Below are 20,551 nucleotides of genomic sequence, written 5' to 3' on the forward strand. Positions count from 1 at the left end.
GCTACGTGCTGATGCGGAGCGTAGGGATTGGTTGATTCCTCATCTTTCAGTGAATAACTATATAGCTCGTAGCATCCAAATGCCGCAGCCGAAGTGCCCACTGTTCCCCAATGGGCTAGACAAATAGCGAAAGCCTAGTTTTTCGTATAGCGGCAGGGCCTTTTTCATCTCTGGTGTCGTCTCCAGGTAGAGATGCTCGTAGCCTAAGGTGCGGGCCGTAGCGAAGCATTGCTCTACTAATTGCCGGCCCAGCCCAATGCCGCGAGCGGTGGGCAACAGATATACCTTCACCAACTCGCATGTGGTAGGCGGTAGCCCAGCGGTAGGGTAGATACCAGTCCCACCCAGTAGCGTCTCGCTTTGCGTGGCCACAAAGTAGGCACTGCGCGGCTGTGCTTCAAACAGCTCAAACAAGTGGTCCGTAGTGGGGTCGAAATACACCGTGCCGGGCTTGTCGGAGCCAAATTCGCGCAGCGTGTCGCGCACTATATGGGCTAGGGAGGCGTTGTCGGATGCGGCCAGGGGACGGAGAATTATGGGGGAGGTCATAGTCAGTGGAAGGAAAAAGTAGAAAACACGCTAAGACATTCAGCCACTCGTCAGGTGTGCTACGGTGGGCATACCGCCGAACTCTCATTTTGTAGTACCCAACCACCCCTTCTTATTCGGTTTAACTGAGTCGACGCGGGTGTTCGTACCCGGCCAGGCGGCGTGGGCAGAAGGTGGCGGAGCAGCGGGAATGGCGGGTGCCGGAGCAGCTATGAGGTGGCTGATAACAGATTCCATTCGGGGCCGAAAGGAATTGAAAACGGGTTTGCCCAGGGCCGCCAGCGTCACAAGCAGCCAGATCGAATTAAGGGTGGTATTAGCAAAAGCTCGTTTTCGGTAAGTATAGACAATGAGCAGGCCGCAGCCCATCACGTTCAGTAGCAAGTAGGGTAACGACTGACTCCCCAGCACTCCGTGGCTGTTGAGCGCGTACGCCGTCAAAGAGGCCGTGGCGCCTCCCCAGCCGAGTCCGTCGAGCAGGCGGCCGGTCAGTAAAGACTGGCTCACCGGAGATTGCGCTTAAACAGATGATCAAGTTGCTCCTCTGTGGCGAGCCGGAAAATATGCTTCCCAAATCGCGTGAAGCCTGCCCGTTCATAAAAGGCCACCGCTTTGTGATTGTGCTCCCAGACACCGAGCCAAATTACCTCAAAAGCCAGCTGTTGGGCCAAATCAATAGCAGCATCCAGCAACTCTTTACCCACGCGCTGCCCCTGAAACTCACGCAGCACGTAGATTCTTTGCAGCTCTATGTGGCGCTGCCCGGTCAGCTCCAAAGGGAATTCCACGGTACGCAGCTTTGCGTAGCCTGCCAGGCGGCCCGCTGAGCGAGCCAGTAGAAACCGGGCGTTAGGCTCTCGGAACTCTCGCCGGATTTGCGCCTCGTTGAATTTCTCAGTGAGATACTGCTGCATATCGGCCGCCGCGAAGTAGTCGGCGAAGGTTTCGCTGAATGTTTGCCACCCTATTTCGGCGAGTGTAGTGGCGTCAGCTACCGTAGCCAGCTCGACGTGAACCGTTGGAACGGCAGAATCCAGGAGGACCAATTCCATTTTCAGGTCAGCAGCTTCGTATTGCTGCGTGCCCAGCGGTACTTCTACGAAACCAAAAGCCCGGTAAAGCTGGCAGGCGGCTACGAGCTTAGATGCCGTGTAGAGTACTAGTGAAGTAGCCCCCAGCGCCTGTGCCTGCCCAATGCAATGACGCACCAGGCGTTGCCCCAGCCCTAGTCCGCGGTAGTGTTCGGCCACGGCCAGCTTAGCCAGCTCATACTGGCCTGGCACCGGCGTCGTGCATAAAGAAACGGTACCTACTACTTTGCCCCGCAACGTAGCCACAAACAAGTGGCCGCCCGGTGCCACCACGTAGGCATACGGGTCTTGCATGAAGGCGAGGTCAGCCGGTTCTACGTGCACATATTGTTCCAGCCACGCCCGCGTAAGAGCGGCCACCGCGGCAGCGTGGGCGGGGGCGTAGGGTAGCAGTTGAACTTCGGTGGCGAAATTTGATTCAGTCAGGCTCATGCTGCGAAATTGCGCAGTTTAGCAGCTCTCAACAATGCTAAATCCGGGGCCACAAATCCAGAAAACGCATCACGCAGCACCAAAACTAGCATGGACCTTCAACAAATACGCTACTTCCTGGCGCTGGCACAGGAGCTGCATTTCTGGCACACGGCCGAGAAGATGCACATCACCCAGTCGGCCCTGAGCCGCCACATTCAGGCACTAGAAGCAGAAATCGGGGTGGCCTTGTTCGAGCGTAACAAACGTAACGTGAAGCTGACAGCGGCAGGCGCGTTTTTGCGGACTGAGTGGGCGCAGCTGCTCACCACGGCCGAAGCCGTGCATCGGCGGGCGCGGCAGCTGGGCGCGGGCGAAATAGGCGAGCTCAGAATCGGGCATCCTGGCTCGGTGGCGTACTCAGTGCTGCCCGACTTGCTGGCTGAGCTGACCCACCGCTATCCTGAATGGCGCGTTGAACTAGTCGAAATCATGGAATGGGACCTGGAGCAAGCCCTGTTCAATTATCATCTTGACCTTGGGTTACGGCGCGAAATCACGCGCAATCCACGCCTGGAGTCGCGGCTGCTGTTTGCCGAAAATTTCGTGCTGGCCGTTCCGGCCAACCACGCCCTAACGGCTGCCAACTTTTCGACCCTAAGTGGGGTACGGCAGGAGAAATTCATTTTGCCCTCGCTGCGCAACCACACCCAGTACGCTGATTCGTTGCGGACTATCTTCGCGACATACGGGTTTGAGCCTGTCATTCAGATAGAATCCGATTTTGGGGCCACTATTCTGACTCTAGTTGCGCGGGGCCTAGGTCTGTCCATCATGCCTGCTTCGTATGCTTCTAGTGCTCCAAAAGGCGTGCGCTTCATTGAACTGCCCCACCAAACGCAACTCTACGCGCTCTGGCGTAAGGACGATACGAGCCCTGTATTACAGAATCTGATTCGAGTGTTAGAAGCCACCCTAACTCACCATTCCGCTTGAAACGGAAACCACGCGCCTCAACGAAGGCGCTGGCCGAGAAGCACAGCTTAGACTATAGTTCATTATCTGAGCTATGCGAACGATAAAAGACCATCCTGCTCCAGCTGGCGTTTGCGCAGCCGAAGCAGGATGGTCAATGTCAATGTAGCAGAACAACCTCGAAAACGCTACTATCCACAGTATCCAGGAACCTTAGGTAGGCAAATAGGCAACCTACTACAGCGGGTTGGCCGGCAGCACCTTGCCGCTCACGTGTCCGAAGCCGATGCGCACGCCGTCTTTCTCGCAGTAGCCGCGCATGGTTACGGTGTCGCCGTCGAGGAGGAATTTGCGCTCCGAGCCGTCTGGCAGCGGTACGGGGCGGGTGCCGCGCCAAGCCAGCTCCAGCATGGAGCCCAGCGAATCAGGCGTGGGGCCGCTGATGGTGCCCGAAGCGTACAGGTCGCCGACTTGCAGGTTGCAGCCATTGCTAGTCTGGTGCGCCAGCTGCTGAGCCATGCTCCAGTACATGAGGCTGAAATTGGACTTCGATACCGTGGTTTCGGGCTGGCCTTCGGGCTCAATGGCTACTTCCAAATTGATGTCGAAGTTGTGCTGGTCGAGTTGGCGCAGGTAGAGCAGGGGTTCGGGTTCCTGTACCGGGCCAGCTACGCGGAAGGGCTCCAGCGCGTCGAGCGTCACCACCCAGGGCGAGACGCTGCTGCCGAAGCTCTTGCCCAGAAACGGCCCCAGCGGCACGTACTCCCAGCTCTGAATGTCGCGCGCGCTCCAGTCATTGAACAGCACCAGCCCGAAGATGTGGTCCTCTGCGTGCTGCACCGGCACGGCATCGCCGAGGCGGGTGCCGCGGCCCACCACAAAGGCCATTTCCAGCTCAAAATCCAGCTGCTGCGACGGGCCAAACGTGGGCGCGTCGGCATCGGGGGCTTTGCGCTGGCCGTTGGGCCGCCGGATGTCGGTGCCCGATACCACAATGCTGCTGGCCCGGCCGTGGTAACCGATGGGAATGTGGCGCCAGTTGGGCAGCAGCGCGTTGGCCGGGTCCCGGAACATCATGCCCACGTTAGTGGCGTGCTCGATGCTGCTGTAGAAATCGGTGTAGTTGTGGGGCTTCACGGGCCGCAGCATCTGCACGTCGCGCTGGCGCACCAGGCACTCGCGCATCACCTCGTCGGAGCGCAGGGCCCCATTGTCGTGGCGCAGCAGCTCCGATACGCGCTGGCGCACGGCCCGCCACGCCGGGCGGCCCAGGGCAATGAACTGGTTGAGGGTGCGGCGGCGGAAAATCTTGGGCATTTTCGGCCCTAGCTCCAAATCCTCGAAGAAACCGAACTGCGCCACTGCGTACAAATCCAGCACGTACTCGCCAATTGCCACGCCCAGCCGCGACCCTCGGTCCTCGCTCACGAACACCCCAAAAGGCAGGTTCTGAATGGGAAAGTCGCTTTCGGGAGCAATATCAATCCAGGAGCGCAGGGCGGGGTCGTTCGGGTGGGCCATATAATAGAAGAGAAAAGGAGGAGCGACAAAGGTAGCGGCGGGCAGGAAATGGCGCGAAAAAGTATCGGTTTCACGGCCCTGGTTAGGTAAAACTCGCCCAAGCCGCTACCTTGACTGGAAACTCCTGCGGCGTATTGGCGCTACAGTAGCGCGAGAAAAAACAATGACAATTAGCCTACCGTTGGCGAAATATCCTCAGTAATGGCAATACACATGCTAGTAGCAATTTTATAGACCGGTATGACAAAAGAAGAGCTAATTCTGGAAATACGAACTGCATTTAAAGATGTGAAGCTGGAAGATGGTGTAGGCCTGTGGCAAGCACAAGGAATAGACGATTATGCTGACCACAAAACAATCATGGAATTAAGAGAAAAAGACGAAGTAGATAATTGGGATGCTATACCGTACGAAGACCTTGATGCTTGTGAAAGCTCTTTGTCATTTTTTGATGCGAAAGGAATGAAGTTCCATTTGCCTAAATTTTTGATTTTCGACATTCTTGGGGAGCAGTTGCACAAGGAAAGAGGCCTAATTGCGCCAGATGTACTATTTACTTTAGGCTATAACTTAAATGGAGGATATCAAAAAAATAGACTCAGTCTCCTTGATGCCAAGCAAGTGGAATGTATACTACATTATTTGGAGTATAAATTACAGGAGGCAATTATAAAGTACAAGGAATACATAGCCACCAATGAAATAACAGAACAAGATCTTTACTCAGATTATGATTACACTGAAATTAACCGAATCCTGAATGAGTGGAGAGAAATAAAAAGCGCAGTAGTATAAATAACAATTCACTAAAAGCAGAGCTGAATTTCACACCTCCCCACAAACCACCGCGCCCCGCTCGCACCGAAAACCGGCAGGAGCGGGGCGCGCTTGGTAGAAATACCTACGAGCAGAACTAAAACTGCGGCGTCGGGACGGGCGTGGGCGGCAGGGGGTGGCCGGTTTGCCCGGCGGGCTGCTCATCCATCGAGGTACCGTTGATGGCTTGCACGGCCCGGATTTCGGGCACGGCCTTCTTCACCGACTCCTCCACGCCGGCCTTGAGCGTCATCGGCGACATGGGGCAAGTGCCGCAGGCGCCGAGTAGCTCCAGTTGGAGCACCATATCGTCGGAGATGCCGAGCACCCGCACGTTGCCTCCGTCGGCAGCCAGGTAGGGCCGGATAGAATCCAGCGCCTGCTCAATGCGGGGCAGCAGAGGGTGGTCTTCTACGGCGGCAGAATGTATCATAAGTCGCGGGGTTGCGCTGATTGGGATGAGGTTGCTGGGTTCGATAGACAGAAACAGCTAGTCTTCAGCAGGAAGTTGGGCAAAGATAAGGCTTTTGAGAGCTAGAAAATTAACTGGTGAACGTGCAAGGAAGTTCGCCAAGCAGGTCATCAAATCAGCAAATGAGCCAATTCACGCCCTCAAGCAAGCCCCGTTAAACGTTAAAATCAGCGAAATCGAGCTAAGCAGCGCAAATCAACGGTTCATTTCAACGATGTTGGTTTTGGGCGCCACGGCGTTGCGGATGCTCACCTGGCGGGCCAACTCCTCGGCTAGCTCCTCAAATACCTCGGCGGCCGGCGTGCCGGCTTGCAGGATGGCGGGCGTGCCCTGGTCGCCGTTTTCGCGGATGCTTTGCACCAGCGGAATCTGGCCCAGTAGCGGTACCTGGTGCTTTTCGGCCAGCGCTACGCCGCCGCCTTCCCCGAAGATGAAGTACTTGTTGTCGGGCAGCTCGGCGGGCGTAAACCAGGCCATATTCTCCACGATGCCGAGCACTGGCACGTTGATTTGCGGCAGCCGGAACATCTGCAACCCCTTTTCCGCATCCGCCAAAGCAACCTTCTGGGGCGTCGTCACGATGAGCGAGCCGGTGACGGGCACGGTCTGCACCATGGTCAGGTGAATGTCGGAAGTGCCGGGTGGCATGTCGAGCAGCAGGTAGTCCAGCTCGCCCCAGTCCACTTCCGTGATAAACTGCTTGAGCGCCGACGAGGCCATGGGCCCGCGCCACACAATAGCCGACTCGGCCGGGGCCAGGAAACCAATGCTCATCAGCTTCACGCCGTGCGCTTCTACCGGCTGAATGAGGTTTTTGCCCTCGGGCGTCTGGTACACGTGCGGCCGGGCGCTTTCCACGCCAAACATCAGCGGCATACTCGGGCCGGAAATATCGGCATCCACGAGGCCTACTCGGGCCCCGGTGCGGGCCAGGGCAATGGCCAGGTTGGCCGTGACGGTGCTTTTGCCCACGCCGCCCTTGCCCGAAGCAATGGCGATGATGTTGCGCACGCCGGGCAGAATGTCGCGGTTCTGGCGCATGGTGGTCACGCGCGAGGTCATGTTGATTTTCACCTCCGCTTCTTTGTCCACCATGGTATGGATGGCGCGCACGCAGGCGTTGTGGATCAACTCTTTGAGCGGGCAGGCGGGCGTGGTAAGAACGACGGTGAACGAGACGGTGCGGCCGTCGATATGCACGTCCTCGATCATATTGAGCGTGACGAGGTCTTTACCCAGATCGGGCTCCTCCACGTAGCTCAGCGCCTTGAGGACATCTTCAGTGGTAATTGCCATACGAGTGCGGGCGAATACGAAAGCCCGTGGCAAAGATAACTCCGAAATGCCGCCCAAGGTTGGCTGCGCGCGGTGTGGCACGGACTTCAGTCCGTAGCCTGGTAAAATGAAATACCGCCTAAGGTTGGTTGCGCGCGGGCAAGGCCCGCGTGATGCAAGTCGGCGGGCCAACGGTTGCTTGGTCGGACCCGTTCTTAGTCGATATGGTATCGGTAAGCTAGCCGCGTCTTCTGCTCCTTCTCAGCTATCAATGATGAACCCGCTCGGTGGCTACTTCGGCAGCACCTGGGCGGGTTTTTGGTTGTGGGTGCAGTCGATAAGACGCACCGTCTTGTTGTGCGCTAGGAACCACGTTTTCGGCTTATTGTCCAGGCAGTCTAGCCGGCTCTAATAGTTCTTGCCATAGCTCTTCGCCTATCTTTCGCAAAGAATATTCAATAACAAGGACCATAAGTCAACTTATGAAAAGGAACTGGATGCGCTTGGGCGTGGTGATGCTCTCCGTAGCAGCTAGTATATCGCCTGGTTTTGCGCAGCAGGCCAGTAAAGCAAGCCCTTCCGCTGCCGAGCTGAAGAGGAGCATCGCAACAATCAACCATGAAGGGGTGGAAGGAGACGCTGATCCGGCCAGAATGCTGGTTACTTACCTGAAGAACCATGATCTGTCAGCAGCCGAAGCCCAAAAGCTAGGTCTTGAGCTGTCCGTGGACTCAAAGGACGCCGCCCATTTTAGAGTCTACACCTTCGATTACCATTCGGGTGGCACGCGCGGCCAGGTCAACGTCCCAGTGATGCAATGGAAAAATCAAACGGGTAAGCGGTTTGCGTATGCGCCCTCTATAGAATGTAGCTTCGGCGAAATTCACAAATTAAGCAGCCCCGGCCGAACGGTGTATCTGCTGCTTGGAAATGAGCAGGGGAGTGGGCGTTGCGTACGAGGCATAGCGCACGTGGTAGAATTGAAAGGCAACTATTTATTGCTCGATACTCCAGCTTTCGACAAAAGCGCCAGTTTGGACTTGTGTGATGTACTCATGGAGTTTGATGCCTCCCGGCAAATGCTGCGTCTTGATGTGACCGACTTCGATTTCGACTACTATACGCCGGAAGATGAGTCATATCGGCTGCTGAAGCGGTGGGGATTTCGCAGTCTAGCGACTACTAAAACGCTGGGCCTCAAATTCGACGGCCAGCGCTTCGTAAAGCCATAGGCGCTTGCGCCGCCGCGGCACCCGGTTGGGAGTACCACGCCTCGGAAAGTCGGCTGAGAGAGCAGTGCACTGCAAGCTGCGTATCCTCATAGGAAGTCCATTGGCTTGCTAACCCGTGTTGCGGATTACAAAATCTAGAAAGCTAAGAGCTAGTTTCCCTCCTCAGATAAGGAGGGGTTAGGGGTGGTTGATGACACGAGGACGATACTAGAACTAGTAATCGTTCTGACGCAAATCAACCACCCCTAGCCCCTCCTTAAAAAAAGGAGGGGAACTAGCTTTTTAACTCTAGTCCACCACGCGAGCTTATTTATGATGGTCGGTACCGCAACCGGCCACATGAGCACCATACATGCACAGTAGTACCTTCACAAAAAAATATTCGATTGTACTACAAGAGCTAGCTCATGATACGCACACCCACTTCCTTCTCAGTTACTACCGCTGCGGCAGTACGGGAGCATTTCGCGTTGACGCAGGCCGAACTGGCCCGCTGGCTGCATGTTAGCTTGAAACAAGTGCAGGCCGTAGAGGCCGGGCGGCGGCAGTTCTCGCGTGCAACCGAGTACCGGCTGTGGCGGCTGGCTGATGTGCTGCCCCCAATAGGCCCGGCGCTGCCCGCCCCCGAGACGCTGCCCCCGCCACCGGCCCGCGCCGCTTGGCGGGACGATAAGGAGCGGGCAATGCTGCGCCGGCGGAAGCGTCGTTGCGAGCATCTGGCCTGGCAGCTAAGTTTTCAGCTCGAAACGCTGGGTTTGCAGGATGCGGCGGTGCTGCGCCGCCGCCAAGGGCTAGCGGCGTTGCGCCTGGCGCTGGCCACTCCGCCCCTGCCCGGCACTCCGCCCATCGACCCCGCCGAAGAAGCCGCCTGGCTGAGCCGCCTCGAAGAAGACACCGCCGCCCAGCCGCCGCGCCCCAGCCCGCTGGCCCGCGCCCACCTGGCCCTGCGCCACCGCCTGCTGATAGAAGAGGCCGAGGTGCTGGGCCAACTGCTGGCCTCCGACGCGGAGCCCACGCCCGAGGAGCAGGCTTGAGAGCGGTTCTCAAGTCAGTGTACATGCCGGTCTGCTGGCTTTTTCGCCAGCTGACCGGTCGCCGTCAGCACGACCCGCGCCGGAACGGTTCGGCTACCCACCGGCAGCAGACGGCAACCGGTCTGCTGGCTTTTCGCCAGCTGACCGGAAAGACGGCCGCCTACAGCAACCGGAAAACCGCTTTAAGAGCAGGGCGCTTGCCGGAGCCCTACCTAGCCCTGGGCGCCGCACCTTTCGTAGCCGCTGGCTCGTTGTAGGCTAGCGCTGCTTCGCGCTGCATCCTGCCTACCTTTGCCCATAGTATGGCACGAATTCCCAAGGAGACGGTAGATCAAATCATTCACCACGCCGATATCGTGGAGGTGGTGGGCGACTTCGTGAGTTTGAAGCGGAAGGGCCAGAATATGTGGGCCTGCTGCCCGTTCCACCACGAGAAGTCGCCGAGCTTCTCGGTGGCGCCGGCCAAGGGGCTCTACAAGTGCTTTGGCTGCGGCAAGGCCGGCGGGGTGGTGCAGTTCATCATGGACATTGAGGGCACCTCCTACGTGGAGGCCCTGAAGTACCTGGCCAAGAAGTACGGCATCGACGTTGAGGAGGAAGAAAAGACCCCGGAGCAGCAGCTGGCCCAGAACGAAAAGGACTCGCAGTTCATCGTTTCGAACTGGGCCAAGGACCACTACCACCACCTGCTGCTCAACACCGACGAAGGGCAGAGCATCGGGTTGAGCTACCTGCGCCAGCGCGGCCTCAACCAAACCACCATCAAAACCTTCGAGCTAGGCTACTCCCTCGACCAGTGGGACGACCTGCTCAAAACGGCCGAAAAAGCCGGCTACCAGCGCAAATACCTCGAAAAGACCGGCCTCGTCATCACCAAAGAAGACGACAACGGCCAGGACACCGGCCGCCGCTACGACCGGTTTCGGGGCCGGGTTATGTTCCCGATTCATAACGTGTCGGGGCGGGTAATTGGGTTTGGGGCGCGCACGCTCAAGCCCAACGACAAAACGGCCAAGTACCTCAACTCGCCGGAGTCGGAGATTTATCATAAGTCCGACGTGCTTTACGGCCTCTACCAGGGCCGGCAGGCCATTCGGACGGAGGAGCTGTGCTATCTGGTGGAAGGCTACCTCGACGTGCTGAGTCTGCACCAGGGCGGCATCAAGAACGTGGTGGCCTCGTCGGGAACCTCGCTCACGGAAGGCCAGATTCGCCTCATCAAGCGCTACACCGACAACGTAACGGTGCTCTACGACGGCGACGCGGCCGGCATCCGGGCCTCGCTGCGCGGCATCGACATGCTGCTCGAAGGTGGCCTGAACGTGCGCGTGGTGCTGTTTCCGGACGGCGACGACCCCGACTCCTACATCCGCAAAGTCGGCGACCAGCGCTTCAAGGAGCATTTGGAGCAGGCCAGCCAGGACTTCATCCAGTTCAAAACCGACCTCGTAAGCCGCGAGGCTGCCCAGGACCCGGTGAAGAAGGCCGAGGCCATCCGGGAAGTGCTGCAAAGCATTGCCAAAGTGCCCGACCCTATCAAGCGGCAGGTGTTTTTGCAGCAGACCTCGCAAACGTTCGGCATCGACGAGCAGGTGCTCATCACGGAGTACAACAAGATTGCGCGCCAAGCCACCCCCAAAACCCCCGGCGCAAGTAGCAACAGCGGCAGCGCAACCAACAGCTACCAACCAGAAGCCAAAAACCAAAACCCAAAACCCAAAACCCAACTCACCCCCGAGGAAGAAGCCGAGGCGTTGATGTACGGCGCCACGCCCGATGACCTCAGTGGTGGTACCGACGCACTCACGGCCGACCAGCGCGAAGACTTGGAGCCCGTGCCCGACGTGCTGGAACAGTGCGAGCGGGAGGTGGTGCGCCTGCTGCTGCTGTACTCGGCGCAGCCGCTGGCGCCGGACGTGGCCGTGGCGCAATACCTGCTGCAACAGCTCGATACGCCGTTTCGCACCCCGCTCTACGCCGACATGCTGCACCTGTGCCGCGAGGAATTGGAGCAGGGCCGCTGGCCGGAGGTGCGCACCCTCATCCAGCACGGCCGCTCCGATATTCGGAACGTGGTGGCCGAGCTGGCCACCGAAAAGTACGAGCTGAGCCCCAACTGGACCACCCACCAGATCTACGTGCCCCGCGAGCTGGACCTGCTCCAAACCGCCTGCGACAACGCCATTCTGCGCCTCAACAAAGTGAATGTGGAGCGCGAGCTGGCCACCCGCCTCGAAGCCCTGCGCCACCCCCTCGACGACGACACCATGATGGAGCACCTGCAAACCATCCGCCTGCTCAAGCAGATGGACAACCAGCTGGCCAACATGCTCGGCACCGTCATCCCGCGCGGCACGGCGTCTTGATTCAATGAAGAATTAAGAATGAGGAAGGAAGAATTTTGTGGGATGGGTCAGCAGGGAGCTGGGTTGAGGCTTAGGGGCTATACTACTTTGATAGGCCTTAGGCACAGCAGCCTACAGGAGAAGCCCCGGCGGGGCGGTATATTGGTAGTACTCTGTTGCTTCACTACCCCATAGCCTCCTCGGGGCGACACTACCCGTTCAACGAGTGGTGTCGCCCCGAGGGGGCTTTACAAAGCTCCATAATCGGGTTTCCTACCGATATGCCGCCCCGCCGGGGCTTCCGTAGGCCGCTATGCGTAAGTTCTATTTGAATTAAGGCTTCACCAAATCACGGCTGTATGGGTTTCTTGCGCGTTGCGGTTTTAATGAGTCTCCTGGTTGCTGGTCTTGTAGACGTTTCGCGGCCAGTGGCGGCGCAGCATCGGGCGGCGGTGGGAGCGGCTGAAGTGAACGGGACGTTTACCAACGCGGCGGGCAGCACGTTTCGGGTGCTAGCTCTGGGCGGCGGCAAGCTGCGAGTGGCCTTTGAAGGAATCTACGCCTACAAAATGAATGACGGTACCTTCATGGCTAACACGGGCGAGGCCGAAGGAATTGCCCGTATCAAGGCCGATAGCGCCGTTTTTCAGCCGGAAGGCTTGGCTAGCAGCTGCCGCATTACGCTGCTTTTCGTGCGGCCCGGCCGAATGGTGGTGCGCGAAAGAGGCGAGAGTTGCGGCTTCGGTATGAACGTAACGGCCGCCGGCACCTACCGCAAAACCAACGCCCGCAAGCCCACCTTCGAGACACGGTAATCGAGCCCCCTCGGAGGGGCATATATCGGGAGTTGTGCCCTAAATAAAGCCCCGGCGGGGCGACATATCGGTAGAAACACCAAGGCCCAAAAGGAATCAAGCCCCATCGGGGCGACACCTAATCGTTGAACGATTTGTGTCGCCCCGACGGGGCTTTATCTAATAGTATAGCTGTTTTTTTCTACCGATATGTCGCCCCGCTGGGGCTTGATTTAGGGCCCAACTCCCGATATGCCTTCCCGCAGGGGCTTGCCTTTCCACTCTGTTTACGCAGCAGCGGGGCTTGAAAAGCGGCGGGTTTATAGCTTGCTAAGCCATTCTTTCTTCTTCGCGTCGAATTCTTCGGGGGTGATGATGCCTTCGTCGAGCAGGCGCTTTAGCTTTTGCAGCTGCGCTACCGGGTCGGGGGCTTCGGTGGGGGCTGGGGGAGCTTCTTCGGGCTTGGCGGCCCAGGCTTTGCTGAGTTCCAGGCCGGCTCCCAGCTGTACGCCCGCCGCGGCCAGACCGCTTTCGTTGCGGGCGGCATCGCGCAGGGCTTTTAGTCGTTCCGAATCGGCGTAGCTGAGGCCGCCTTGCGCGGCAGCCAGGTTGTCGGCCGTCATGTCGGAGATGCGCTTGATGCGTGCCTGCGTGTCTTTGTCGAAGCTCGTGCCCGCAATCTTGAAATCCGTCAGCTCGAAGCCCAGCGCCGCAAACTCGGCGTTCAACTGCGCCCGCAGCTCATCCGAGAGCCGGTTTAGCTGGGCATCAATGGCTTGGTAGGAGAGGGCCGCCGCGGCAATGGTAGTCGTAAGACCCTGCCCAATCCGGCCTTGCAGCAAGGCCCGGAGTTCGGCGGCGGAATAGGCATCGCGGGAGCCTACCACTTCCGTGAAGAAGCGTTGCGGCTCCGTGATTTTGCAGGCGTAGTTGCCGTACACGCCCAGCTCCACCGGAAATTGGTAAACCGGGTCCGGGTACTTCACCGGCGAAGCCGTGCCCCAGGGCTGATTCACGAGTTCGGCTTTGCGGTAGAAGTAAATCCGCAGCTTATGCTCGCTCTCAAACGCTTGGCGCAGCTTGAGCAAGGTCGTGATGAAGGGGTGGTTGTCGGTTTTGAGGTTGAATGCGCCCTCCTCGTTGAAGACCTCGGTCACCTTGCCTTCGTAGACGAGCAGGCAGCCCTGGCCCGGCGCCACCAGCAGCTTGCTGGCATTCTTGATTTCGGCGGTAGCGGCCGGAAAGCGGTAAAACAACAGGTGGGGCTGCTGATTGGTCCACTCAATCACCGTCGAGAGTTGCGTGCTCAGAAAGTTCTTTAGGCTCATAACTTCTGGTCGATTTGGAATTGACTGATGACTTTTCCGGCCGCTGAAACTATCAGCGCTCCGTTGTAGGTAGCGGCCAAGAAGCCGGGTTTGCAAGGGCTTACGCGTTCCAGCTCGTCTTGCGTGCCCAGCGGGGTGGTCCACAGAATACGGCCCGTGGCGGGGTCGAGGCATTGCAGGCTTACAGGAGCTTGCGGGCTGGCGTTGGCGCGGAATGTAATGAGCAGGCGCTCGGCATCGGAGTGCAGCACTTTGGGCTTGAAATAGAGCCGGCCGGGGGTGAAGTCGTGGAAGGCAGTGATGCGGCCGCTGGCCTTCGCCGCGTCGTCGAGGAGCACGGTTTCGTAGATGTTTTGGCCGGTGGCGGGGTCCAGGCGCACGTACTTTTTGTTGCAATGGACGGTCTCCGACACGTCTTTGGGGCCCCCGCCGTTGTCTTTGTACTTGATTTCCAGCAGCTGGATTTTCTCTCCCGGGCAGCCGTGGCTCGGGTCCGTAAACGCGAAGTAGGTTTTGTCGGTCGCGCCCGGCAGCAGGGTCTCGAAGCCACTGTCGACCCGATAAATTTCTTCGGCCGAGTACACCTTATTCACGAGCGGGTAGAAAAACACGTTCTGGCCATCGTTTGTGAACAGCGAAAGGCCGTCCCCGCCCGTACTCGACACAAACTCCAGAGTAGCCACGCCCGCCTGCAACGCCGACTGCCCCTGAAAAAGCTGCTGCCCAACGTCGGTAACACTCAGCGAGGCTTTATCCACTTGGTACAGATTGGTCTTCGCGACTGTGATGTAGAGTGCCCCGTTGGAAAAGGTGCGCGCTTCGATTTTGGGGAAGCGGGTTTCCCGCCCAGGTACTGTCAGCTTCTGCGCCTTGACTTCCGCCTTTTTTTCGGGGTCGTAAAAAGTGGCGTATACGCCGTCCTGTTGGTCGTCGCTACGGTAGTAGCGGTTGGCTACCAGGAGCAGCATAGGCCGCCCGGCGTCATCAGTAAAGGGCACCACCACTTTCGAACTTGTACTGTAGCCTGTATCCTTGGCCAGTAGCGCCCGGGCATCGGTGTTTTGCGGCCGAACGGGCGTACCCAGCCAGCCGCTCGCCGCCACGCCCACCAGCACGATAAACACCGCGGCCACTATGGCTCCCGCCAGGGCGAAGGAGGGGCGAGGTGGGGCCGGCGGCGCGGGGGGCGCCTGGTAGGTGTAGTGGTGTTGAATGGTCAGGTGGTCATTATCCAGAAAATACTCCGTCTGGCAATTGTCGCAGCGGTAGTGCTCCGGCTTGGTTTCCGTTTTCTGCGGACTGCCGCACTGCGGACACTTGATTACTTTGATCTCCTTGGCCATGGGTTGATTAACTGCGGATTGCGGGCTAACAAGCCCTACCAAGCTACATTTTTTCGGTTAGTCGCCGCGCGCCCTCCGAAGAATACTGGCTTTGCTACGCTGTACGAAAAGTTGAGCTCTGGTGTGACATCTGGCCTTACCTTGCGCGCCGAAAGCATCACCACAGCTCCCAACCGCACCCCGTCACCACCAAATTCCTCCTTCTCAATTCTTCATTCCTCATCAAGAAATGTGGCAGCGTCTTAACCTGAGCCGGTTTTTCCTCGCCGTTGTCCTGACGGTGTTCAGCTTCGGCAGTGGGGTAGTGGGCTTCATGTGGATCGAGGATTTCAGCTTGGTCGATGCCTTCTACATGACCATGATTACCGTTTCGACGGTCGGGTTTGGGGAGCTGCATCCGTTGTCGCCGCTGGGGCGGCTGTTCGTTTCGTTTTACATTTTCTTCAACCTGCTCGTCATTGCCTACCTCGTGTCGGTGCTGACCACCTACATCTTCGATGGCGAGCTGCGCAACATCTTCCACATGCTTCGCACCGACCAGGAAATCCGCAACGTGTCCGACCATATCATCGTGTGCGGCTTTGGGCGCAACGGCAGCAAAGCCTACAACGAGCTGCGCGGCAGCGGAGTGCAGGTCGTGATTGTGGAGCAGAGCGAAGCCCTGCTCAAAAGCGCCGCCGAAGCGCAGGGTGGGAATATCCTGGCGGTTTTCGGTGATGCCACCGACGACGAAACGCTACGCACGGCGGGTATCGCGCGGGCCCGCGCCATTATCACGGCCCTGCCCAAAGACGCCGACAACGTGTTCGTGGCTCTCACGGCCCGCGAGTTGAACCCGCACATCAAAATCATTGCCCGCGCCAGCCTCAAAACCAGCGAGGCCAAGCTCATGCGCGCCGGCGCTGATTCGGTGGTGATGCCCGACGAAATCGGCGGCTCGCATATGGCCAACCTCGTCATCCGCCCCGAAGTCATCCGGTTTCTGGACATGCTTTCCGGCCTCGGCCCAAGCAAGCTGCGCCTGGAAGAGTTGCGCCCCGACGAGCTGCGGCCCGAATGGCGCGGCCGTAGCATCCGGGAGTTGGACATCCGCAGCCGCACCGGCGCCACGGTCATCGGCCTCAAGCAACGCACCGGCGAGCTCCTGGTCAGCCCCAGCGCCGACACCATCCCCCAGCCCGGCGACGTCGTGCTGTTTCTCGGCACTGAGGAGCAAATTCAGGCCCTGCTGCGCCAGTTCCAGGCGTAGGCTAGCTCTGGCAGCAGCCTTGACGTACTGGCGGCCGTCTTGAGCTGACAAAGTCAGCGAAGACTGCCAGCCACGGAGCCAATCCAGTCTTCAGACTGGCAACCGTGGAAGAGCCACGCGATATTACGCCGCATAAAAGCTGCGCTAACGGCTTGGAGAGAATGGGGTCTGTTTTCCGGCGGGACCTAGCGTAGGGTTCGGGGCTGTGGCGGTTCGGGCCAGTCTGAAGACTGGATTGGCTCCGTGGCTGGCAGTCTTCGCTGACTTTGTCAGCTCAAGACGGCCGCCAGTACGAACGGCTTCCGTTCGTAGCTTTGTTGGCTCTATCTGAATCTCTGAAGTGCACATTCTGCAACTCTGCCCGCGCGTCCCTTTTCCGCTTACTGATGGCGGCGCTATTGCCATGTACGACGTGGCGGCGGGCCTCATCCGGGCCGGCCACCGCGTTACGCTGCTGGCCCTCAACACGCCCAAGCACCACCAACCCGCCGACGCGCTGGCCCACCTCGGCCCCAACCTGCGCCTTATTACGGTGGACGTGGACACGCGCCTTTCGCCGGTGAAAGCCCTGCGCAACCTCGTTGCCAGTAAGTTGCCCTACAACGTGGAGCGGTTCGTGAGCGAGGAGGCTGCCGCGAAGCTCAGTGAAATACTGCGCACCGATGCCGTGGATGTGGTGCAGGTGGAAGGTACGTTCGTGGCCTGGTACGTGGATGTGGTGCGGCGCGTGGCCCCTGGCGTGCCGTTAGTACTGCGGGCGCACAACGTGGAATACACTATCTGGCAAATGCTGGCTCGCCGGGCGGGAAACCCGCTCAAACGTTCTTATCTGCGCCATCTGGCGGGCCGGGTGCGGCAGTTCGAGCACGACTATCTGCCGCGTTTCGATGCCGTGGCGGCCATCACCGAGCCCGACCAGCAGCGCCTGCGCCAATTGGACTGCCCGGAGCCAGTGGTGTTTGTACCCGCTGGCGTGAACATGGAGCGGTTTCAAGTCGATGCTAGTATCCGGCCTAAGCCGCGCACCTTATTTATGATAGGGTCCTTCGACTGGCTGCCCAACCAGGAAGGGCTCGACTGGTTTCTGACCGAGGTGTGGCCCAAGGCGCACGCGCAGTACCCGGCGCTGGAGCTGCACTTGGCCGGCAAGCAGATGCCCGCCCGCTTTCAGGAGCTGCGGCTGCCGGGCGTCACGGTGCACGGCTTTGTGGAGTCGGCGGCGGCTTTTATGCAGCAGTATGATGTGATGTTGGTACCCTTGCTGAGTGGCGGTGGTATGCGCATCAAAATCATCGAAGGCATGGCCCTGGGCAAGTGCATCCTCAGCACCACGCTCGGCGCCGAAGGCATTCACGCCACCAACGGCCACGACATTCTGCTGCGCGACACACCCGAGGCCTGGCTCGAAGTACTAGGCCAGTACCACCGCGGCGCCCTGGCTGCCGACCTCATCGGCCAAGAAGCCGCCCACACCATAGCGCGCCTCTACGACAACCGCCGCGTAGTGGAAAGCTTCCTCGATTTGTACGAGGTGGTACGCCAGCGCCGGACCCAAACAGCGTAAGTTTGCGGTCCATGAAGCTCCTCGTTCTGCTGTCCCGGTTCCCGTATCCGCTCGATAAGGGCGACAAACTGCGGGCCTACCACCAGCTCCGCTACCTGGCCCGGCACCACGAAATCTGTTTGTTTGCCTTGTCGGATGAGGAAGTACTGCCTGCCGATTACGCCGCCGTAGCGCCGCTTTGCGCCGGGGGCCTGCACGTGCACCGCCTGCGCCGCCCCGGCATTGCCGCCAACATGGTCCGCGCCCTGGCCGGGGGCTTGCCCTTCCAAGTAGGTTACTTCTACGATGCCGCCGCCCAGCGCCACCTCGATGCGCTGATTCAGCAGTTTCAGCCCGCGCACGTCTACTGCCAGCTGATTCGGATGGCGCACTACCTGCGCGCCTACGCCCAGCAACTGCCCATGACGCTCGACTACATGGACGTCTTCTCCAAGGGCATGTTGCGCCGGGCCGAAACCGCGCCCCGCTGGCAGCAGCCCCTGTGGCTGCGCGAAGGCCACTTATTGCGTGCCTACGAGGCAAAAGCCTTCGACTGGTTTCGCCACCACACCATCATCTCCGACCAAGACCGGCAGCTCATCGAGCACCCGCGCCGCCAGGATATTCACGTGGTCCTCAACGGCATTGACACCGAGTTTTTTCAGCCCCGCCCCGCCGAAACCACGCACGAGCTGCTGTTTTGCGGCAACATGAGCTACCACCCCAACGTGGACGCGGCCATATTTCTGGCCGAGGAAATCCTGCCGCTCGTGCGCCAGACTTACCCATCGGCCCGGCTGCTGGTGGCGGGCACCACGCCGGCCCCGCGCGTGCAGGCCCTAGCCTCCGAGGCCGTAACCATCAGCGGCTGGGTGGCCGATATCCGGGATGCCTACACGGCGGCGCGCGTGTTCGTGGCGCCCATGCGCGTGGGTACCGGCCTGCAAAACAAGCTGCTCGAAGCCATGGCCATGCAACGCCCCTGCGTGACCACCCCCCTCGCCAACAACGCCCTGCGCGGCCACCCCGGCCACGATTTGCTAGTGGGGGAATCAGCGGCAGAGCTGGCCGCGCACATCTGCACCCTGCTTACCAATACGGAAGCCGCCGCGCAGCTGGGTACCCAGGGCCGGACCTTCGTGCAGCAGCAGTACGACTGGGAAGCATCTACCAATCAACTGGAGGCGTTGTTCAATTTAGCTTGAGTGAGCCCGAGCAGCCAAGCACAACCAAGCCCCAGCGGGGCGACATATCGGTAGAAAACCCGATACCAGAACAACCAAGCCCTGTAGGGGCGACACAACCAACCCAACGACTTGGTGTCGCCCCTACAGGGCTTTAATCACAGAGAGCAACGGATTTGCTACCGATATGCCGCCCCGCTGGGGCTTGGTTGTGCTTGGGTTCTATTCTGCTACCGATATTTCGCCCCGCTGGGGCTGAAGCGGAGCGGTTCTTATTTTGGCTTACTTTGAGCGAGGTTAGTGCTGCTCAATTCTTCTACAATAGTTGAAGCTGCCACCTCACTGGTTGTCTTATTCCATTGCGTTGTAATGCGGCCCAAAAAAGCCGCTCATCCTCGGCAGATGACAATTGGGCCAGCACCCCAAGCCCAATTTTTAATTCCTAATTCTCAATTTTTAATTGATGAACTCACTGCGTATTGCCATTCTCGGCTGCGGCAACATGGGCATGGCCTTCGCCAAGTCCTTCCTGCACTACAACCTCGTGGAGCCCACCGACCTGCTGCTGCTCGGCCGTCACGACGAACATTGCCAGCGCCTGACCGCCGCGCACCCCGGCCTGCCCACGGGCGAGCTTTCTGCCCAGGTCGGGACTTACGATGTGGTCCTGGTGGCCGTGAAGCCTCAGGATTTTGGGAAGATAGCCGAAGGTCTGCGGGCTGTGCTGCAACCGACGCAGGTGGTGGTATCCATCATGGCCGGCATTCCGATTGCGCGGTTGCAACGGGAGCTGGCGCACCAGCAGGTGCTACGAGCCATGCCCAACACGCCGGCCCTGCTGGGCATGGGCATCACGGGGTTTTCGGCGGCGCCGGAGGTGGAACGCAGCCGGTTGCACCAGGTTGAGAACCTGCTGAACGCCACGGGCCGCTCTATTTTCCTGGAAGATGAAAGCCTGCTCGACGCCGTAACGGCCGTGAGCGGCAGCGGCCCGGCGTACTTCTACTACATCGTGCAGGCCATGATGCAGGCCGGCCGCGAGCTGGGTTTCTCCGAGTCGGTGGCCGGGCTGCTGGTGAAGCAAACCATGCTCGGCGCCTATCACCTGCTCAACACCTCCGCCAAAACCCCCGACGAGCTCATTGCCGCTGTGGCCTCCAAAGGCGGTACCACCGAAGCCGCTCTCCGCGAGTTCCGCGCCGGCGGCCTCGCCGAAACCCTGCAAGCCGGCATCAAAGCCGCCCAGCAACGCGCCACCGAACTAGCGAGGGAGTAACAACTGTCATTGCGAGCAGCGCGAAGCAATCCTTCCTCTCTATGAGACAAACCCACTGAAGCACCAAGCCCTTGACATCCGTGTGGTAATTTACCATCAAGGGCTAGTCTTAC

Annotated in this window: 19 protein-coding genes; 11 read left to right on the forward strand and 8 right to left on the reverse strand. The window is 59.2% G+C overall.

The annotated features are described in order from the left end of the window. Window positions 1–57: 57 nt before the first annotated feature. The 3 genes from ACYSMN_RS12895 to ACYSMN_RS12905 all read right to left on the reverse strand — a co-directional run bounded on the left by ACYSMN_RS12895 (window position 58) and on the right by ACYSMN_RS12905 (window position 2,072). Entirely contained in the window at window positions 58–549 is a 492-nt protein-coding gene (locus ACYSMN_RS12895) for a GNAT family N-acetyltransferase (RefSeq protein ID WP_488924300.1), read from the reverse strand. An 84-nt stretch (window positions 550–633) separates the two neighbouring features. Beyond that, complete coding sequence (locus tag ACYSMN_RS12900) at window positions 634–1,056, reverse strand: CBU_0592 family membrane protein (protein ID WP_488924301.1); 423 nt, start codon at window positions 1,054–1,056, stop codon at window positions 634–636. Then, window positions 1,053–2,072, reverse strand: a complete 1,020-nt coding sequence (locus ACYSMN_RS12905) for a GNAT family N-acetyltransferase (RefSeq protein WP_488924302.1) — start codon at window positions 2,070–2,072, stop codon at window positions 1,053–1,055. Before ACYSMN_RS12905 ends, ACYSMN_RS12900 begins: the two co-directional genes overlap by 4 nt. Window positions 2,073–2,162: 90 nt before the next feature. Here ACYSMN_RS12905 and ACYSMN_RS12910 point away from each other — a divergent pair, with 90 nt between their 5' ends. Continuing rightward, the gene (locus ACYSMN_RS12910) at window positions 2,163–3,047 is read left to right on the forward strand and encodes a LysR substrate-binding domain-containing protein (protein WP_488924303.1); all 885 of its coding nucleotides are present in this window, start codon (window positions 2,163–2,165) and stop codon (window positions 3,045–3,047) included. 216 nt (window positions 3,048–3,263) lie between these two features. On the opposite strand, the gene fahA is transcribed toward ACYSMN_RS12910, so the two are convergent. Beyond that, window positions 3,264–4,547, reverse strand: a complete 1,284-nt coding sequence (gene fahA, locus ACYSMN_RS12915) for a fumarylacetoacetase (protein WP_488924304.1) — start codon at window positions 4,545–4,547, stop codon at window positions 3,264–3,266. A gap of 240 nt (window positions 4,548–4,787) precedes the next feature. Here fahA and ACYSMN_RS12920 point away from each other — a divergent pair, with 240 nt between their 5' ends. After that, on the forward strand, window positions 4,788–5,342 hold the full coding sequence (locus tag ACYSMN_RS12920) for a DUF6714 family protein (protein ID WP_488924305.1): 555 nt from the start codon (window positions 4,788–4,790) through the stop codon (window positions 5,340–5,342). 118 nt (window positions 5,343–5,460) lie between these two features. On the opposite strand, the gene ACYSMN_RS12925 is transcribed toward ACYSMN_RS12920, so the two are convergent. Both ACYSMN_RS12925 and ACYSMN_RS12930 read right to left on the reverse strand, forming a co-directional pair. Then, window positions 5,461–5,796, reverse strand: coding sequence for a NifU family protein (locus ACYSMN_RS12925; RefSeq protein ID WP_488924306.1), 336 nt, complete (start codon window positions 5,794–5,796; stop codon window positions 5,461–5,463). Window positions 5,797–6,030: 234 nt separating this feature from the next. Continuing rightward, on the reverse strand, window positions 6,031–7,131 hold the full coding sequence (locus tag ACYSMN_RS12930; RefSeq protein WP_488924307.1) for an Mrp/NBP35 family ATP-binding protein: 1,101 nt from the start codon (window positions 7,129–7,131) through the stop codon (window positions 6,031–6,033). A gap of 461 nt (window positions 7,132–7,592) precedes the next feature. On the opposite strand from ACYSMN_RS12930, the gene ACYSMN_RS12935 reads away from it, so the two are divergent. The 5 genes from ACYSMN_RS12935 to ACYSMN_RS12955 all read left to right on the forward strand — a co-directional run bounded on the left by ACYSMN_RS12935 (window position 7,593) and on the right by ACYSMN_RS12955 (window position 12,536). Continuing rightward, a complete protein-coding gene (locus tag ACYSMN_RS12935) occupies window positions 7,593–8,342 on the forward strand; it encodes a hypothetical protein (RefSeq protein ID WP_488924308.1) in 750 nt (249 codons plus the stop codon). 407 nt (window positions 8,343–8,749) lie between these two features. Beyond that, window positions 8,750–9,376, forward strand: coding sequence for a hypothetical protein (locus tag ACYSMN_RS12940; RefSeq protein ID WP_488924309.1), 627 nt, complete (start codon window positions 8,750–8,752; stop codon window positions 9,374–9,376). Between the two features lie 23 nt (window positions 9,377–9,399). Then, window positions 9,400–9,633: a hypothetical protein gene (locus ACYSMN_RS12945; protein ID WP_488924310.1), complete on the forward strand. Its 234-nt coding sequence runs from the start codon at window positions 9,400–9,402 to the stop codon at window positions 9,631–9,633. Between the two features lie 45 nt (window positions 9,634–9,678). After that, complete coding sequence (gene dnaG / locus ACYSMN_RS12950) at window positions 9,679–11,742, forward strand: DNA primase (protein ID WP_488924311.1); 2,064 nt, start codon at window positions 9,679–9,681, stop codon at window positions 11,740–11,742. A gap of 365 nt (window positions 11,743–12,107) precedes the next feature. Then, window positions 12,108–12,536, forward strand: a complete 429-nt coding sequence (locus ACYSMN_RS12955) for a hypothetical protein (RefSeq protein WP_488924312.1) — start codon at window positions 12,108–12,110, stop codon at window positions 12,534–12,536. 299 nt (window positions 12,537–12,835) lie between these two features. On the opposite strand, the gene ACYSMN_RS12960 is transcribed toward ACYSMN_RS12955, so the two are convergent. Both ACYSMN_RS12960 and ACYSMN_RS12965 read right to left on the reverse strand, forming a co-directional pair. Then, complete coding sequence (locus ACYSMN_RS12960; protein ID WP_488924313.1) at window positions 12,836–13,843, reverse strand: SPFH domain-containing protein; 1,008 nt, start codon at window positions 13,841–13,843, stop codon at window positions 12,836–12,838. After that, complete coding sequence (locus ACYSMN_RS12965; RefSeq protein WP_488924314.1) at window positions 13,840–15,186, reverse strand: hypothetical protein; 1,347 nt, start codon at window positions 15,184–15,186, stop codon at window positions 13,840–13,842. Before ACYSMN_RS12965 ends, ACYSMN_RS12960 begins: the two co-directional genes overlap by 4 nt. A gap of 229 nt (window positions 15,187–15,415) precedes the next feature. Between ACYSMN_RS12965 and ACYSMN_RS12970 the strand changes: the two genes are divergently transcribed. From ACYSMN_RS12970 to proC, 4 genes are all read left to right on the forward strand, one after another. After that, on the forward strand, window positions 15,416–16,435 hold the full coding sequence (locus ACYSMN_RS12970; RefSeq protein WP_488924315.1) for a potassium channel family protein: 1,020 nt from the start codon (window positions 15,416–15,418) through the stop codon (window positions 16,433–16,435). Between the two features lie 340 nt (window positions 16,436–16,775). Then, entirely contained in the window at window positions 16,776–17,999 is a 1,224-nt protein-coding gene (locus ACYSMN_RS12975; protein ID WP_488924316.1) for a glycosyltransferase family 4 protein, read from the forward strand. A gap of 11 nt (window positions 18,000–18,010) precedes the next feature. After that, window positions 18,011–19,183, forward strand: coding sequence for a glycosyltransferase (locus ACYSMN_RS12980; RefSeq protein ID WP_488924317.1), 1,173 nt, complete (start codon window positions 18,011–18,013; stop codon window positions 19,181–19,183). A 451-nt stretch (window positions 19,184–19,634) separates the two neighbouring features. Continuing rightward, on the forward strand, window positions 19,635–20,438 hold the full coding sequence (proC, locus tag ACYSMN_RS12985; RefSeq protein ID WP_488924431.1) for a pyrroline-5-carboxylate reductase: 804 nt from the start codon (window positions 19,635–19,637) through the stop codon (window positions 20,436–20,438). The last annotated feature ends 113 nt before the right edge of the window (window positions 20,439–20,551 follow it).

Source organism: Hymenobacter sp. M1-2 (assembly GCF_057808495.1).